General features: G+C 71.4%; 14 protein-coding genes and 1 pseudogene. 5 read left to right on the top strand and 10 right to left on the bottom strand.

Annotation, left to right across the window (positions count from 1 at the left end; genetic code table 11):
- Positions 1 to 147: 147 nt before the first annotated feature.
- From ACQ3HE_RS07700 to aztA, 3 genes are all read right to left on the bottom strand, one after another.
- Positions 148 to 1,089 carry an SDR family NAD(P)-dependent oxidoreductase gene (locus ACQ3HE_RS07700; protein ID WP_430892035.1) on the bottom strand — a complete coding sequence of 314 codons (942 nt, stop codon included), beginning with the start codon at positions 1,087 to 1,089 and terminating at the stop codon, positions 148 to 150.
- Between the two features lie 258 nt (positions 1,090 to 1,347).
- Positions 1,348 to 1,692 carry a chorismate mutase gene (locus ACQ3HE_RS07705; protein ID WP_064296108.1) on the bottom strand — a complete coding sequence of 115 codons (345 nt, stop codon included), beginning with the start codon at positions 1,690 to 1,692 and terminating at the stop codon, positions 1,348 to 1,350.
- 62 nt (positions 1,693 to 1,754) lie between these two features.
- Entirely contained in the window at positions 1,755 to 2,447 is a 693-nt protein-coding gene (gene aztA / locus ACQ3HE_RS07710; protein ID WP_201299372.1) for a zinc ABC transporter ATP-binding protein AztA, read from the bottom strand.
- Between the two features lie 50 nt (positions 2,448 to 2,497).
- Between aztA and aztB the strand changes: the two genes are divergently transcribed.
- The 4 genes from aztB to aztD are packed head-to-tail and all read left to right on the top strand — an operon-like array spanning position 2,498 to position 6,924.
- Entirely contained in the window at positions 2,498 to 3,496 is a 999-nt protein-coding gene (aztB, locus tag ACQ3HE_RS07715; protein WP_430892036.1) for a zinc ABC transporter permease AztB, read from the top strand.
- Complete coding sequence (locus tag ACQ3HE_RS07720; protein ID WP_430892038.1) at positions 3,388 to 4,713, top strand: hypothetical protein; 1,326 nt, start codon at positions 3,388 to 3,390, stop codon at positions 4,711 to 4,713. Before aztB ends, ACQ3HE_RS07720 begins: the two co-directional genes overlap by 109 nt.
- A 2-nt stretch (positions 4,714 to 4,715) precedes the next feature.
- The gene (gene aztC / locus ACQ3HE_RS07725) at positions 4,716 to 5,648 is read left to right on the top strand and encodes a zinc ABC transporter substrate-binding protein AztC (RefSeq protein WP_430892039.1); all 933 of its coding nucleotides are present in this window, start codon (positions 4,716 to 4,718) and stop codon (positions 5,646 to 5,648) included.
- Between the two features lie 28 nt (positions 5,649 to 5,676).
- Entirely contained in the window at positions 5,677 to 6,924 is a 1,248-nt protein-coding gene (gene aztD, locus ACQ3HE_RS07730; protein ID WP_159877616.1) for a zinc metallochaperone AztD, read from the top strand.
- Positions 6,925 to 7,009: 85 nt separating this feature from the next.
- Here the strand turns inward: aztD and ACQ3HE_RS07735 are convergent, their stop codons facing one another.
- The 3 genes and pseudogenes from ACQ3HE_RS07735 to ACQ3HE_RS07745 form a co-directional block, all read right to left on the bottom strand.
- Positions 7,010 to 8,404 carry an FtsX-like permease family protein gene (locus ACQ3HE_RS07735; RefSeq protein WP_430892040.1) on the bottom strand — a complete coding sequence of 465 codons (1,395 nt, stop codon included), beginning with the start codon at positions 8,402 to 8,404 and terminating at the stop codon, positions 7,010 to 7,012.
- Positions 8,405 to 8,646: 242 nt separating this feature from the next.
- A pseudogene (locus tag ACQ3HE_RS07740) lies at positions 8,647 to 9,327 on the bottom strand (ABC transporter ATP-binding protein); the annotation flags it as partial.
- A 102-nt stretch (positions 9,328 to 9,429) separates the two neighbouring features.
- A complete protein-coding gene (locus tag ACQ3HE_RS07745) occupies positions 9,430 to 9,744 on the bottom strand; it encodes a hypothetical protein (RefSeq protein ID WP_430892042.1) in 315 nt (104 codons plus the stop codon).
- 127 nt (positions 9,745 to 9,871) lie between these two features.
- Between ACQ3HE_RS07745 and ACQ3HE_RS07750 the strand changes: the two genes are divergently transcribed.
- On the top strand, positions 9,872 to 11,026 hold the full coding sequence (locus tag ACQ3HE_RS07750) for an AI-2E family transporter (RefSeq protein ID WP_194643808.1): 1,155 nt from the start codon (positions 9,872 to 9,874) through the stop codon (positions 11,024 to 11,026).
- A gap of 86 nt (positions 11,027 to 11,112) precedes the next feature.
- Here ACQ3HE_RS07750 and ACQ3HE_RS07755 read toward each other — a convergent pair whose 3' ends face one another.
- Genes ACQ3HE_RS07755 through ACQ3HE_RS07770 form a run of 4 tightly spaced genes read right to left on the bottom strand, consistent with a single transcriptional unit; the run spans position 11,113 to position 15,093 of the window.
- Positions 11,113 to 12,210 (bottom strand): ABC transporter ATP-binding protein, encoded by a 1,098-nt coding sequence (locus tag ACQ3HE_RS07755; protein ID WP_159877612.1) that lies wholly within the window; start codon positions 12,208 to 12,210, stop codon positions 11,113 to 11,115.
- Entirely contained in the window at positions 12,207 to 13,019 is an 813-nt protein-coding gene (locus ACQ3HE_RS07760; RefSeq protein ID WP_085512186.1) for an ABC transporter permease, read from the bottom strand. The genes ACQ3HE_RS07755 and ACQ3HE_RS07760 overlap by 4 nt, the downstream gene beginning before the upstream one ends.
- The gene (locus tag ACQ3HE_RS07765; RefSeq protein WP_430892043.1) at positions 13,016 to 13,984 is read right to left on the bottom strand and encodes an ABC transporter permease; all 969 of its coding nucleotides are present in this window, start codon (positions 13,982 to 13,984) and stop codon (positions 13,016 to 13,018) included. The genes ACQ3HE_RS07760 and ACQ3HE_RS07765 overlap by 4 nt, the downstream gene beginning before the upstream one ends.
- A complete protein-coding gene (locus tag ACQ3HE_RS07770) occupies positions 13,984 to 15,093 on the bottom strand; it encodes an ABC transporter substrate-binding protein (protein ID WP_159880163.1) in 1,110 nt (369 codons plus the stop codon). The genes ACQ3HE_RS07765 and ACQ3HE_RS07770 overlap by 1 nt, the downstream gene beginning before the upstream one ends.
- Between the last annotated feature and the right edge of the window lie 186 nt (positions 15,094 to 15,279).

Below are 15,279 nucleotides of genomic sequence, written 5' to 3' on the forward strand. Positions count from 1 at the left end.
GGTCTGTGGCGCGAGCGCGGGCCTCCGGAGGGGTGCGCTCAGCGCCATGCCCCGCAGTCACGCCGGTTGAGGCGCAGTCACGCGAGCGCACCGCGCTGGGGCCGATTCCCCCGCGCTCGTGTCAACGCGGTGCGCTGACGGCTGTGCTCAGGAGGTCGGGAGGATGGGCGTGCCGATGAGCCGCTCGAGGTCCGTCCAGAGCGCCGCCGCGACGTCCCGGTCGGTCGTGATCGCGGCAGGGGTCTGCCGGACGGCGTCGCCCTTCGTGAGCCACCGGGGACCGTAGAACCAACCACCGTCAGCTGCTTCGTCGGTGATCGCCCGGAGCGTCGGCTCGGCACCCCGCTGCTTGCTCTGCGCGTAGACGGACTGCAGGGTGTCGGAGAAACGGCGCACACGGGTCGGCTCGTTGACGCCGGGGACGCGACGGTCGAGTCCGTTGACCGAGTAGCCGGGGTGCGCGACGAGTGCTCGGACGGTGCTGTGCGACGCCGCGAGCCGACGGTCGAGCTCGAAGCCGAGCGATGAGAGGGCGATCTTCGACTGGGCGTACGCCTGCCAGCCGCTGTACCCGTCCCGCAGTTGCAGGTCGTCGCCGTGGAACCGGACGAGCAGGGTGGAGAGGCTTCCGAGGAGCACGACGCGCGGCGCGGAATCGTGCGCATCCGCCGTGCGCTGCAACACCGGCAGGGCCTCGGCGAGCAGGGCGGCGTGGCCGACGACGTTCGTCGCGAAGACCAGCTCGATGCCGTCGCCCGTCTCCTGCCGTTCCTTCGGCATGTGCACCATGCCGGCGTTCGCGACGAGGGCGTCGAGACGGTCGAGGTCCGCGAGTCGCTCGCCCGCCTCGCGCACCGAGTCGAGCGAGGAGGTGTCGAAGGGGAGGTGACTGAGTCGAGCGTCGGGCACCTTCACCCGGATCGCCCGCATCGCCGCCTGCGTCTTCGTCGCACTCCGCGACGCGAGAATGACCTCCGCGCCGGCTCGCGCGAGCCCGAGGCTCGTCCAGAAGCCGAGGCCGGCGTTCGCTCCGGTGACGAGGACGACGCGTCCGGTCTGATCGGGCAGGGAGTCGGCGTTCCAAGTCATGGACTCATGATGGCGCAGGACGCTGGACACCGCCCGAAGAAGCACCACCCCTTGCCCTGGCTCACCCGAGGTGTCAGCGCGGTGCGCCGACGTGACCGCGCGCGAATCGAGCCGAGCGCGGACGAACGGGCCTGACCGCACACGAACGGGCGTGACCGCGGGCCGCACGCGTGGGCGCGACCCTCCGGAGCCCCGCGCTCGCGTCACGGACCCGCGCTCGCGTCAGCGCATCGCGCTGGCGGAACGGAACACGCGGGATCAGTGCTGGTTGGCGAGACGCTCGTGGTGGTGGATGACCTCGGCGACGACGAAGTTGAACCACTTCTCGGCGAAGGCCGGATCGAGGTGCGACTCCTCGGCGAGCGCCCGAAGACGGGTGATCTGCCGCTGTTCGCGCGCCGGGTCGCTCGCAGGCATGTCGTGCTCGGCCTTCAGGCGACCGACCTCCTGGGTGCACTTGAACCGCTCGGCCAGCAGGTGGACGAGTGCCGCGTCGATGTTGTCGATGCTGCTCCGCAGGCGGCCCAATCGCTCGGTGGCCGCCTGGGCGTCCGCCGCAGCGGCGCCGGTCGTGGGTTCGGGTTGCTGCTCGGCCTGGCTCATGCGAAAACTCTAGCAACGCGCCAGGGACCGGAGACGGGTCGCCGGGCGATCCCCCAGCCGGTTCACCGCGGATCCTCGACGAGACATCCCGCCTCGAGGTGCACCCGCGCGTCGGCCTCCGCGACCGCGACCGGATCATGCGTCACCTCCACCACCGTCGCGCCACGGTCGGCCTCCGCCCGGAGCACCTCGCGGATCGCCAGCCCGGCAACACGGTCGAGGCCGACGGTCGGCTCGTCGAGCAGCAGCAGGTCGGCCTCACGCGCGAGCGCCTGCGCGACGAGGACCCGCTGGCGCTGCCCGCCCGACAGCTCACCGAAGGAGCGCCCGGCGAGGTGCAGGACGTCGAGGCGGGCGAGGCTCTCGTCGACGATGCGTCGGTCCCCAGCCCCGAGTCGACCCCACCAGCGACGCAGCGTCGGCCAGCGTCCCATCGACGCGACGTCGCGCACCGTGACCGGGAAGCGCTCAGGCACGGCACTGCGTTGCGGGACGTAGGCGGCCGACCGACCGTCGAGGCCGTCGACGCCGCCCGAGGTCGGTCGGTGGAGGCCCGCGATCACCGCGAGCAGCGTCGACTTCCCCGCTCCGTTCGCCCCGGTGACGACGGTGATGGCGGCCGCCCCGACCTCGGCTGAGATCCCGTGCAGGACGCGCGCGCCGTCGTACTCGGCCGACACGTCGTGGAGTCGGATGCCGGACACGACGGGCCGTCCCGACATCGGAGGGCGAGGGGTGCTCGTCGCGGATCGCATGTCATCACCCTATCAATACTGAGAATCATTTTCATGTAGAGTGCTCGACCATGACCTGGATCACCGAGCCGTTCACCGCGGCCTTCCTCCTGCGCGCCCTCGTCGGCGGTCTGCTGGTGGCGGCCGTCTGCGGTGTCGTGGGCACCTGGGTCGTCCTCCGCGGCCTCGCGTTCCTCGGGGAGGCGATGGCCCACGGCATGCTGCCCGGCGTCGCCACCGCGGCGCTCCTCGGCCTGCCGCCGGTCGCCGGCGCGGCCGTCAGTGCGGTCATGATGACCGCCGGCGTCAGCCTCGTCTCGCGGCGCGGCAGGCTGTCCCACGACACCTCGATCGGCCTCCTCTTCGTCGGCATGCTGGCCCTCGGGGTCATCATCGTGTCGTCGAGCAGATCGTTCGCCACCGACCTCACGGCGATCCTCTTCGGCGACATCCTCGCCATCCGGCCCGCGGACCTGGTGGGCCTCGCCATCGCCCTCCTCGTCACCGTGGGCGTCGCGGTCGCCTTCCACCGCCCGTTCGTCGCGCTCGCCTTCGACCGCCGGGTCGCTCAGACCATGGGCCTCCGGCCGCGACTCGCCCACGCGATGCTCGTCGGCCTCGTGACGCTCGCAGTCGTCGCCTCGTACAGCGCCGTCGGCACCCTGCTCGTCGTGGCGCTCCTCCTCGGGCCGGCCGTCGCCGCGGCCCACTGGGCGCGCCGCATCCCGCTCATCATGCTGCTCGCCACGGGTTTCGGCGGCCTGGCCGTACTGCTCGGCCTGCTCCTCTCCTGGTACGGCGACACCGCGGCCGGAGCGTCCATCGCCGCCTGCTCGATCCTGCTCGCCACGGTGTCGTGGGGCGCCCGGGCGCTCGTCGGACGGCTCCGGCGGCCCACCGACCGCCACCTCGACCACCCCGACGACCACCTCACCGAACCGACCCATCTGGAAAGCGCACCGTGCACCGACTCCTCCGACCGACCATCCGACCAGGCGTCTCCCGCCCGACCGACGAGCGGCGCCCCCGCGCCACACGCACCGCGCTCGCTCTCGGCGCCCTCGCACTGACCCTCACCGCCTGCGCGCCGCAGGGGTCGGCATCACCCACCGCGACGGCCTCGGACGAACCGCGCGGACACGGCTACGTCGAAGGCGCGAGCGAGCTCCCCGAGCCGCAACTGCACCTCGCGACCGCGGACGTCGACGGCACCGTCGAGCTGACCGACCTGCTCAGCGAGGAGCGCACGACGCTCGCCGAGCTCGGCCCGATCTCGGCGCTCACGGGCGACGGCCGGTTCGTCGCCGCGCAGTCCGAGCCCGCCGACACCGTGACGATCATCGACACCGGTGTGTGGACGGTCGACCACGAAGACCACCAGCACTACTACCGGGCCGAGGCGCGGGTCGTCGGCGAGATCGAGGGCGACGGACCAGCGACGATCACCGCCGGTTCGACGACCACCGCCGTGCGGTTCGCCGGTTCGGGCGAGACACTCCTCCTCGACACCGCCGCACTCGGCACGGGCGACATCACGCAGTCCGGTCGGATCCGGACCTCGCCCGGTGCTCCCGGAATCACCGTGCCGATCGGCGAGACGGTCGTCGCGACCGACGGGACCGGCAAGCTGCATCTCCACGGCATCGACGGCGACCTCCTCGACCCCTCGTCGGCGTCCGTGACCGCTGCCGACACTGTGCTCGCCGGGTGCACCGATCCGGCCGGCAGCATCACGACCAACGTCGGCGTCGTCATCGGCTGCGCGGAGGGCGCGCTCCTCGCCGTCGTCGACCGCAGCTCGAGCGGGGCCGACCCGGTCCCCACGTTCGAGGCGATCCCATATCCGCAGGCTGTCGCCGCCGCCGACCGCGCGACGTCCTTCCACGCGCGTCCCGGCCGTCCGACGGTCGCCGCCGTCGCCGGCACCTCCGGCGCCTGGCTGCTCGACACCCGCGAGCGCAGCTGGGCGCTGCTGCCGACCCCCGCACCCCTGCAGCTGGTCACCGCCGTCGACGACCGCGACCAGCACGTCGTCGCCCTCACGACGACCGGCGACCTCCTCGTCATCGACGGTGCCACCGGCGCCGTGACGGGGACCGCGGCCGCACTCGTCGGTGCAGCCGACCTCGCCACGGGCGTCCAGCTGGAGGTCGACCAGAACCGCGCCTACCTGAACACCCCGGGCACGCGCACCGTCTCCGAGATCGACTACGGCGACGCCGCGCGGATCGCCCGCACCTTCACCTTCGACACGGCACCGGCGTTCCTCGCCGAGACGGGACGCTGACCATGCGAGCGACCATCCCCCGGAGGACCGTCCTCCTGCGCACGACCGCCGTCCTCACGGCCGGCCTCGTGCTGGGCACCGGCCTGACGAGCTGTGCGGCGAGCGCCGACGACCGCCCGCTCGTCGTCGTGACCACGAACATCCTCGGCGACGTCGTCGGTGAACTCGTCGGCGACCAGGCCGAGGTCCTGACCCTCATGCCGCCCGACGCTGATCCGCACTCCTTCGAGATCTCCGCGCGGCAGGCGGCACGCATCACCGGTGCGCAGCTGCTCGTGTCGAACGGCCTGGGACTCGAGGAGGGACTCACCCAGCACCTGGAGACCGCGGCCGACGAGGGGGTACCGATCGTCGAGGCCGGCTCGCTCGTCGACGTCCTCGAGACCGCGTCCGGCGCGACCGATCCGCACTTCTGGACCGACCCGACGCAGATGGCGTCGGTCGTGGACGGGGTCACCGAGGCGTTGCTCGAGGAGATACCCACGCTCGACGCGGCCGAGCTGCAGGCGAACGCCGCCACGTACACGGCCGAGCTCGAGGCGCTCGACGCCGAGATGGCCGAGGCGTTCGCCGCCATCCCGGCTGAGCAGCGGAAGCTCGTCACCAACCATCACGTGTTTGGGTATCTCGCCGCCCGCTACGACTTCCAGGTCATCGGCGCCGTGATCCCGAGCGGCACCACGCTCGCGGCCCCCAGCGCCTCGGACCTCGACGAACTGTCTACCGCGATCGAGGAGGCCGGCGTCCGGACGATCTTCGCCGACTCCTCGCAACCCGACCGGCTCGTGCAGGTGCTCGCCGACGAGGCGGACGTCGACGTCGCCGTCGTCCCGTTGTTCACCGAGTCGTTGACCGCCGAGTCGGGCGACGCTCCCACTTACCTCACCATGATGCGCGCGAACACCGAGCGCATCGCCACCGGACTCTCGCCCTGAGCGGGCGTCCACGAACCGATAGGAAACCATGCAGCAGCACCACCGCAGTCCCCTGGCTCCGCGCCTGAAGCGCGGCCGGGTCCCGTTCCTCGCCGTCGGCACCGCCGCGGCCCTCCTCCTCACCGGATGCTCGACCGCGAGCGGCTCCGCGCCCGACCCGAGCGCGTCGACCTCCGCCGACCCGCAGCGTCGGATCACCCTGACCTACGACGGCGGCCTCCTCGTCCTCGACGCTGCATCCCTCGAGGTGGTCGGCGACCTCCCCCTCGACGGGTTCAACCGGGTGAACGCCGCCGGCGACGGGCGGCACGTGCTCGTCACCACGACGAAGGGCTTCCAGGTCCTCGACACCGGGACGTGGACGGACGAGGACGGCACCTCGAAGCAGGCCGACCCGGTCCTGACCGACCTCGTCTTCCCCGCCGACACCGCAGGCCACGTCGTCCGTCACGCCGACAAGACCATCCTGTTCGCCGACGGCTCCGGCGACACGACGATCTTCGACAGCGCTGACCTCCTCGAAGCCACCGACGAACTGCCCGAGACCGAGACGATCCCGTCGGAGGCCGCGCACCACGGTGTCGCCATCGAGCTCGAGGACGGCACCGTGCTGTCCACGATCGGCACCCCGGACGCCCGGACCGGTGTCCGGGTGCTCGACGACTCGCGCACCGAGATCGCCCGCAACGAGCAGTGCCCGTCGGTGCACGGTGAAGGCACCGTCAAGGACGAGGTCGTCGTGTTCGGCTGCAGCGACGGCGTGCTCGTCTACGACAGTGGCGTCTTCACGAAGATCCAGGCGCCGGACGCCTACGGGCGCACGGGCAACCAGTACGTCAGCGAGACGTCCTCCATCGCGGTCGGCGACTACAACAGCGACCCCGACGCCGAGGGCTACGACCTCCGCCAGCTCGCGTTCACCGACACGGTCGCGAAGACGACGAAGATCGTCGACCTGCCGGAGGGCGTCGGCTACACCTGGCGCGACGTCGCGCGAGGGCCGAGCGACGAGGTCATCGTGCTCGGCAACGACGGTTCGCTGCACATCCTCGACGAGCAGACGGGTGCCGTCACCAACACGATCAAGGTCATCGACGCCTGGGAGCCGCCGGCTGAGTGGCAGGACGCCCACCCGGCGCTCGTCGTCCAGGACGGTGTCGCCTACGTGACCGACCCGGCGACGAAGTCGATCCACGCCGTGGATCTCGCGTCGGGCGACATCACGACGGGTGAACTGCCCGGCGTCCCGAACGAGATCGCGGTCGTCACGGGCTGACCCGACCTCACCGAGAGCGCCCGTTCCGTCCTCCCCGCGTCATGCAGGGGACGGAACGGGCGCTCCCGTCGTGCGGGCCGGGCGGTCAGACGCGCTCGGGCGCTCGGAGCACCCCGGAGACGACTGGACGGGTCGCGCGAAGGGCCGCCCACACGAGCCCGATGCCACCGGCGAAGCACCCGACGAGGACGAGGACCGACAGCGGGGCGAGGATGACACTGATGCTGGCCATCGGCAGGACGAGGAGGACGCCCAGTCCGGCCGAGCCCAGCGCGACCACCCGCAGGGGCAGCATGACCGCGCGACCGCGAGCCCGTTCCATGACGTCCCGCGGCACCCCCAGGCGGTCGAGGCTGACGTACAGGTCTCGCCGGTCGAGGACCGCCGACGCCTGGTTCACCCCGACGGAGCACGCGACCATGAGGAACGACGCGACGAGCGTGATGATCACGCCGGTGCGGATGTCGTCGATGAGGATGGCGCTCTCACGGTCGAGGTCGGAACCTCCGGCGGCGTCCATGAGCGCCACCCCGGTCCCGGCGACGACGGCGACGAAGCTCGTCATCGCCACGCTACTGACCTGACGCCACGCCGCCTTCGGCGACTCCAGGATCGTGCGGGCAGCGAGGAGCCGCTCCGGTGTCTTGGCACGCTTGGCCGACCCACGGCCGATCACCCCGACGACCCAGGGGCCGATCAACCCGAGCACCCCGACGCCGGCGGCGAACCCCACACCCAGGACGGCGATCATGACGGCGACCTCCTGCAACCCCGTCACGACGGAGAGCATCCCGTAGGCGACGATCACGACGACGACCCCGACGACGATGCGCAGCCAGTGCACGGTCGGCGCCTGCTGCTTCGTGCGGACGCCGAGCGGGCTCACGTTCACCGCGCGGAGACCGATGGCGGCACTCGCTGCTGCGAGCAGCACGACACCGAGGACCACCGCGGCGATGATCGGGACACCGACCCAGACGCCCTCGACCCCGATCGGGGAACCGCCGAACGGGATGAGCCCGACGAGCGGCAGCATGCCGAGGTACAGCAGGATCCCGGCGAACGCACCGAGGAGGGCGACCCCGGCCGACTCGAGGACGGTCATCGCCGTGACCGTGCCGGGTGTCGCGCCGAGGAGTCGGAGGGTGGCGAGTCGGTCGTCGCGGCGCCGGGCGGAGAGCCGCGCGGCCGCCCCGCCGAGCGAGCCGAGCGGGACGAGCAGCAGGGCCAGCGCCAGCACGCTGAGCACCTGGTAGATGAAGGCCGTCTCACCGGTCCACCGCCAGAACATCATCGCGCCACCGAGCACGGTGAGCACGAGTGCCGTGGTCACGGCGAACGCGACCGCCGGGAGCACGATCGTCGCAGGGCTCTGCGCGCCCGGGCGGGCGAGCATCCAGGTGAGACGGACGACGGGACTGCGACCGCTGCCGGCGGGGACCGGGCTCCGGGTCGGTGCGACCCCGACTGCGGCGGTCACGGTCGGGCTCCGTTCGGGACGACGCCGGTCGCCTGACCCGGGTGGGCCTGCGGCGGGTACGGCTGCGCAGCGGGCTGGGCGTACGGCTGCGGCGGGAACGGCTGCCCGGCGGGCTGCTGCTGGTACGGGGGCTGCTGCTGGTACAGGAGCTGCTGCGGCGGGTACGGCTGCTGCACCTGCTGCGGCACGGGTGCCTGCCCGGTCGCGAACTGCTGCGGCGGGGTCGGCGCGCCGACCCCGCCCGCCTGCCCGACGATCCGACCGTCGGCCAGGCGGATGGTCCGGGAGCACCGCGCGGCGACCGTCTCGTCGTGCGTCACGAGGACGAGCGTGCGTCCCTGCCCGGTCGTCGCGTGGAGCAGGGCTCCCATGACGTCGGCCGAGGTCCGGGAGTCGAGCGCGCCGGTCGGCTCGTCGGCGAAGACGATGGGGGCACCGGTCACCTGGGCGCGGGCGATCGCGACGCGCTGCGCCTGACCACCGCTCAGTTCGCCGATCCGACGGGTCTCCATGCCGGCCAGTCCGAGGGCGGCGAGCCACGCCGCCGCGCTCGTCTCAGCGGCGATGCGCGGTGTCCCGCCGAGCATCAGCGCGATCGCGACGTTCTCGACGGCGGTCAGCTCGGGGATGAGCAGGCCCTGCTGGAAGACGAAGCCGAAGGACTCGCGCCGCAGCTGCGAGCGGTGCCGTTCGTCGAGCTGGTCGACGCGGACGACGCCCGTCGGAGTGTTGAAGGCGATCGAGCCGGTGTCGGGGGTGACGATCCCGGCGAGCGCATGCATGAGCGTGGTCTTGCCGGAGCCGGAGGCACCCATGATGGCGACCGACTCACCGGGGAGGATGTCGAGGTCGACGCCGGCGAGGGCGACGGTCGGCCCGTACTGTTTCGTGAGTCCGCGAGCGGAGAGGATCGAAGTGTTCATGCTCCCATCGTCGGCGGCAGGTGTCGCCCTTCGCGTCGGCCGGGCGATGCAAGCTCAGCCATGCGGGTCATCCGCGAGGTGGACCCGGCGTGGACCTCGCGGTCAGTTGCCGCGGCGGCGGTACTGGGCGAAGACCGCCGCGTCGGCTGCCCAGCCCGCGCCGAGGAACCGGAGGCCTGTTCCGGCGTCGGTCCCGTCGGTTCCGGCCGCGGGCGCTTGCGTCGGCTCGACCGAGGCGGTGAGGTCGACCCCGACAGCGCCGGCGGCGACGTGTGCCGTAGCGCTGACGCGCTCGGCGACCACTCCTTGCTCCGCGGCCTCGTCGCGCCGACTCGGCATCGGCTCCGTCAGCGGGACCGCCCGCAGCGGTGCGGTGACCCGGGTGTGGACGGCGTGCGAACGGGTGATCGATGACATGTTCCCATCGTCCTGAACCCGAGCACCCGGCACATCCCGCAGTCGGGTGATCCTGCAGGGCCCGGTCTCATCCTCCGGTACCACGACAGCTGTCGGGCAAACGGGCGGTGGGCAATACGCTTGCGGCATGACGAGTGCACCCCATCGCCACCAGCCGCTGCGTCCGGCGGCACGTCAGCAGCGGGTCCGGTTCCGTGCCCATCGCCCGGCCGAGGTGACGACCACCGTCAGGACCACCCTCCAGCGCCCCTTCGCGATCGGCTTCGTCGGAGCACTCGGTGCCCTCGCGGCCATCCTGCTCGTCCTCACCCTCGGCTCACTGTCGACCATCCTCGTCTCCATCGCGGTCGGCCTCTTCATCGCGCTCGGCCTCGACCCGGTCGTCGTGCGGCTCGAGGCACGCGGCATCAAGCGCCCGTTCGCGATCGCGATCGTCTTCGCCGTCTTCGCCGTCCTGCTCGCGCTCCTCCTGGCCCTCGTCATCCCCGTCGTCACCCGGCAGGCCGTCGAGCTCGTGAGCAACGCCCCGACCTTCCTGACCGGCATCCAGGACCAGGAGTGGTTCCGGTCCTTGAGCGACTACCTCGGTCCGGGCGTCGACCTCCAGGGCGCGCTCGACTGGCTCTACGGGGTGGCCGCCGACCCGAAGACGTGGGTCGTCCTGGCCGGCGGCGCCCTCAACCTCGGCGTCGGCATCGCGAACGGCTTCTTCGGCGGCTTCATCGCCCTCGTCCTCGCGCTCTACTTCCTCGCGTCCATGCAGGCGATGAAGAACGCCTTCTACTCCTTGGTGCCCCGTCGCTCCCGGCCGCGCGTCGTGTCGATCACCGACCAGATCACCGCCTCGATCGGCGGATACGTGAGCGGCATGGTGGTGCTGGCCGGGATCAACGCCGTCCTCGGGCTCATCATGATGCTCATCGTCGGGGTGCCGTACGCCGGGATCCTCGCCGTCGTCATCTTCTTCGTGACGCTCATCCCGCTCGTCGGCTCGATCATCGCGACCGTCGTCGTCGCGACCGTCGGGCTATTCGACTCACCGACGACGGCACTCATCGTCATCGTCTACTACCTGATCTACATGCAGATCGAGTCGTACGTGCTGACGCCGCGGGTCATGAACAAGGCGGTCGCGGTGCCCGGCGCCCTCGTCGTCATCGGCGCGATGGTGGGTGGTTCGCTCATCGGGTTGCTCGGCGCCCTCGTCTCCATCCCGGTGACGGCGTCGATCCTGCTGATCATCAAACAGGTCGTCGTGCCACGGCAGAACGCGAAGGCGTAGCCCTTCGACAAGCTCAGGGACCGGTGGTGGGCTCAGGGGACCGGTGGTGGGCTCAGGGGACCGGTGGTGGGCTCGGGGACCGGTGCTCAGGCCGCCTGCACCGGGACGGGACGACCGGCGAAGCGGACGCGGACGGACTCCCCCGCCTCCAGTCGTTCCGTCGCACCGTGCTGCACCGCGACCAGCGTGCCGTCCGGCAGCTCGACGGTCGTGCGACGCACCGGCCCGAGGAAGCTCGACGTGAGCACGACCGCAGCGGACCCGACCGCGGGCTCCGTCGCGTCGGTGAACACGACGTCCTCCGGCCGCACGAGCGCGACGACGGCCCCGTCCCCCCGCTGCTCGCCGATCACCGGCAGCACCTGCCCGAGCACCTCGACGCCACCGGGCACGAGCACACCAGCGATCCGGTTGCTCAGGCCGATGAACTCCGCGACGAACGGCGACGACGGCCACGAGTAGAGCTCCTCCGGCGTCCCGATCTGCTCGATGACACCGGCGCGCATGACGGCGACCCGGTCGGCGACGGCGAGCGCCTCCTCCTGGTCGTGCGTGACGAAGAGGGTCGTGATCTGCAGCTCCGACTGGATCCGACGGATCTCGTCGCGCAGCTGGACGCGCACCTTGGCGTCGAGGGCGCTGAGCGGCTCGTCGAGGAGTAGGACCCGAGGCCGCGTGACCAACGCCCGGGCGAGGGCGACGCGCTGCTGCTGCCCGCCCGAGAGCTGGTGGGCGTAGCGGGCGGCGAGGTGGCCGAGGCCGACGAGGTCGAGGCTCTCGGCGGCACGCGTCCGTCGCTCGGCCGCGGGCACCTTCCGCATGCGCAGGCCGAACTCGACGTTCTCGAGCACCGTGAGGTGTGGGAACAGCGAGTAGGACTGGAACACCATGCCGAGGTCGCGCCGGTTGGTGGGCACGGACACGACGTCGACGCCGTCGATGAGCACGCTCCCCGAGGTGATGTCCTCGAGTCCCGCCAGGCTGCGGAGCGCGGTCGTCTTCCCGCACCCCGACGGCCCCAGCAGCGCGACGAACTCGCCGGGCGCGAGGTCGAGGCTCACGCCGTCGAGGGCGCGGGCACCCGAGCCGTAGTCCTTCACGACGCGATCGAACCGCACCGCTGCGCCGGCCGGGCGTCCGTCGCCGGGCGTCGCTGCGGGTGCCGACTGGTCGATGGTGGTCATGGTGTCTCCCTGATGCGTCGGATCGATCCGACGCGGCCGATGATGAACAGCAGGACGAAGGCGAAGGCGAGCGCCAGCAGGGCGAAGGCCACCGCGACGAAGGGGTCGCTCTTCGACACCTGGACGAGCGAGGTCTGCAGCGTGTTGCGTCCGAGGAGCGACGCGATCGTGTACTCACCGAGGACGACGGCCACCGAGATGACCGACGCCGTCAGCACGCCACGACGCAGGTTGGGCAGCAGGACGCGGACGAGGACGGTCCCCCAGCCGGCGCCGAGCGTGCGCGCGGCCTCGGCGAGGGTGCCGACGTCGACCGACTGCAGGTTCGCGGCGATCGCCCGGTAGGCGTACGGCAGCACCGTGATCCCGTAGGCGAACGCGAGCGTCCACGGCGCACTGCCGAGGAGCCTGGCCACGACGGAGTAGACCGGTGCGAGTCCGACGACGAGCACGATGGCCGGGACGGTGATCGGGATGATGCAGACGAACTCGAGGACGCGCTGCAGCTTCGGGAAGCGGAGCTTGACGAGGATCATCGTCGGCAGCAGGAGCACCACGACGATCAGGACCGTCACCGCGGCGAGCACGACGGAGTTGCCGATGCCTTGGAAGAGCACCCGGTACTTCCGCGAGTTCTCCGGGTCGAGGATCGCGGCCCAGTGGCCGAGGTCGTGGCCGCCGTCGATCCCGGCGCGCAGGGTGAACTCGACCATCGACAGGATCGGGACGGCGAACACCACCGCGACGACGACGAGGATGATGCGGCTCGTGAGCTTCGACGGCGTGGCCGAGTCGCGGACGGCGCTCATCGCTGCCACCGTTCCGTCCGCGCCTGCAGGGCGGCGTAGGCCGTCATCATGACGACCATCACGACGATCATGCCGATCGCGAGCGAACCGGCGAGGTTCTCGCGGCCGAGGACGGTCTCGCTGATGAGCGCACCGCGGATCTGCAGCGGCACGATCTGCGCACCCTGGCTGATGAGCGCGGCGGCGGTCGCATAGCTCGAGAACGCGTTCGCGAACAGCAGCAGGAGCGACCCGAGGAAGGAGGGTGCGAGGATCGGCATCGCGATGCGGGTCCAGTAGGTGAAGCGCGTGCCGCCGAGGGTCGCGTTCGCCTCGGACCAGGTGCGCTTCAACCCCTCCATCGCGGGCATGAAGGTGATGACCATGAGCGGCACCTGGAAGTACAGGTACGGCAGGAGGAGGCCCGGGACCTGGTAGAGCCAGACGCCGTCGGCGAAGAGGTCGACCCCGAGGCGGTCCTTGAGGAACACGGTCACGAGCCCCTGGATGCCGATGGTCGCGATGAAGGCGAAGGCGAGCATGACGCCGCCGAACTGGGCGAGGACACTCGAGGCCGCATCGACGAAGGTGCGGATGAGCCCGTCGGGTCGGACCGCGAGGAGCGCGTAGCAGACGAGGGCTCCGATGACGGCTCCGGCGACCGCGGTGACGGCGGAGACCCAGAAGGAGCTGGCGAACGCCCCGAGGACCGCCGGCTCGGCGAGCGCCGTGAGGTTGTCGAGCGTGAACGCGCCGTCGCCGTCGAAGAAGCCGGTGGCGAGGGCGAGGAACGTCGGGGCCGCGAGGAAGAGCAGGGTGTACAGGGCGAACGGCGTCAGGCCGAGGAGCGCCCAGCGCGGACGGCGGCGGGGGCGCTCCTCGGCGGGGGCGGCCGAGGCGTCCGATGCGTCGGTCGGCGGGAGCGAGACGGCGGGGCCGGCGTGTGCCGACCCCGCCTCACTCCGCCGGGTGGCGGAGGCACTCATCAGGAGATCGCTGCCGCCCACTTCTCGGCGAGCAGCGAGGTGGCCTGCTCGGTCTGCTCGGGGGTGAACTGCACGAGGTCGGCGGGCATCTCGCCCACGGCGTCGAGGGCCTTCTGGTCGACGGTGTCGGCCTCGACCATCGCGGCGAGGGTCGACGGGTACGCGCCGGCGGCGAGGTACAGGTTCTGCGCCTCGGGGCTGAAGATGAACTCCTGCCAGAGTCGCGCGGCCGCGGGGTGCGGGGCGTCCACGTTGATGGCCTGGTTGTAGTAGCTGCCGACGGCCGAACCCGGGAGGACGGTGGTCTTCCAGTTGCGCTGGCCCTCATTCTCGGTCGCCGCGGCGAGGTTGTTGTAGCTCCAGTCGATCACGACGGGGGTCTCACCCGAGGCGATGGTCGCGGGGGTCGGGTCGAGGGGCAGGAAGTTGCCCGCCTGGTTGAGCTTCTGGAAGAAGTCGACACCGGGCTGGATGTCGTCGGCCGAACCACCGGACTGCAGCGCGGCGAGGTAGACGCCGGCTGCGGCTGCGCCGGCCTGGGTCGGGTCGCCGTTCAGCGCGACCTTGCCCGCGAACTCGGAGCCGAGGAGGTCGTCGAGCGACTTCGGCGCCGGGACGGCGTCCGCGTCGTAGCCGATGGAGACGAGGCCGGTGTAGTCGTAGACCCACAGGCCGGTCTTCTCCTTCGAGCCCTCCGGGATGTCGTCCCAGTTGGCGACCTGGTACGGCGCGAACTGGTCGAGGTTGTCGAGGGCGACGGCGGAGCCGAGGTCGAAGACGTCGGGAGCGGTGTCCTGGCCCTTCTGGTTCTTCGCGGCCGTGATCTCCTCGGCGCTCGAGACGTCGGGGTCGGCCGAGTTGACCGTGATGTCGTACTTGTCCTCGAACGCGGAGATGATCTTCCCGTAGTTCGCCCAGGTGTCGGGGAGGGCGATGACGTTCAGCTGGCCCTCGGCTTTCGCCGCCTCGACGAGCGCGTCCATCCCGCCGAAGTCCTCGGCGGAGGTCGCCTGCTTGGCGTCGACGTCGGAGCCGGCTCCGGTGTCCGCTCCGGCGGAGCATGCGGTGAGCGCGGTCGCTGCGAGCGCGACGATGGCGAGGGCGGTCATACGCCTGGTGTTCACGGTTCCTCCAGTGACGTCGGCGGCCGCCCGTGCTGTCGGGCCGTCGGATACCGCGTCCGTCGTCTGGAGGACAAGCTAGGGTCGCGACGTAGCGCGATCGGGGCCTGCCGGTGTCGCGCAGGTGAACAGTGCCCTTCGCCATCGCCCAGGCCCACCTCCGGTCCCTGAGCC

The sequence above is a fragment of the Plantibacter auratus genome (assembly GCF_050587365.1).
Taxonomy (GTDB): domain Bacteria; phylum Actinomycetota; class Actinomycetes; order Actinomycetales; family Microbacteriaceae; genus Plantibacter; species Plantibacter auratus.

Coding starts and splice junctions, on each gene's coding strand:
- ACQ3HE_RS07700 (WP_430892035.1), bottom strand. CDS start 1,089: ATGACTTGGAACGCCGACTCCCTGCCCGATCAGACCGGACGCGTCGTC.
- ACQ3HE_RS07705 (WP_064296108.1), bottom strand. CDS start 1,692: ATGAGCCAGGCCGAGCAGCAACCCGAACCCACGACCGGCGCCGCTGCG.
- aztA (WP_201299372.1), bottom strand. CDS start 2,447: ATGCGATCCGCGACGAGCACCCCTCGCCCTCCGATGTCGGGACGGCCC.
- aztB (WP_430892036.1), top strand. CDS start 2,498: ATGACCTGGATCACCGAGCCGTTCACCGCGGCCTTCCTCCTGCGCGCC.
- aztC (WP_430892039.1), top strand. CDS start 4,716: ATGCGAGCGACCATCCCCCGGAGGACCGTCCTCCTGCGCACGACCGCC.
- aztD (WP_159877616.1), top strand. CDS start 5,677: ATGCAGCAGCACCACCGCAGTCCCCTGGCTCCGCGCCTGAAGCGCGGC.
- ACQ3HE_RS07745 (WP_430892042.1), bottom strand. CDS start 9,744: ATGTCATCGATCACCCGTTCGCACGCCGTCCACACCCGGGTCACCGCA.
- ACQ3HE_RS07750 (WP_194643808.1), top strand. CDS start 9,872: ATGACGAGTGCACCCCATCGCCACCAGCCGCTGCGTCCGGCGGCACGT.
- ACQ3HE_RS07755 (WP_159877612.1), bottom strand. CDS start 12,210: ATGACCACCATCGACCAGTCGGCACCCGCAGCGACGCCCGGCGACGGA.
- ACQ3HE_RS07760 (WP_085512186.1), bottom strand. CDS start 13,019: ATGAGCGCCGTCCGCGACTCGGCCACGCCGTCGAAGCTCACGAGCCGC.
- ACQ3HE_RS07765 (WP_430892043.1), bottom strand. CDS start 13,984: ATGAGTGCCTCCGCCACCCGGCGGAGTGAGGCGGGGTCGGCACACGCC.
- ACQ3HE_RS07770 (WP_159880163.1), bottom strand. CDS start 15,093: ATGACCGCCCTCGCCATCGTCGCGCTCGCAGCGACCGCGCTCACCGCA.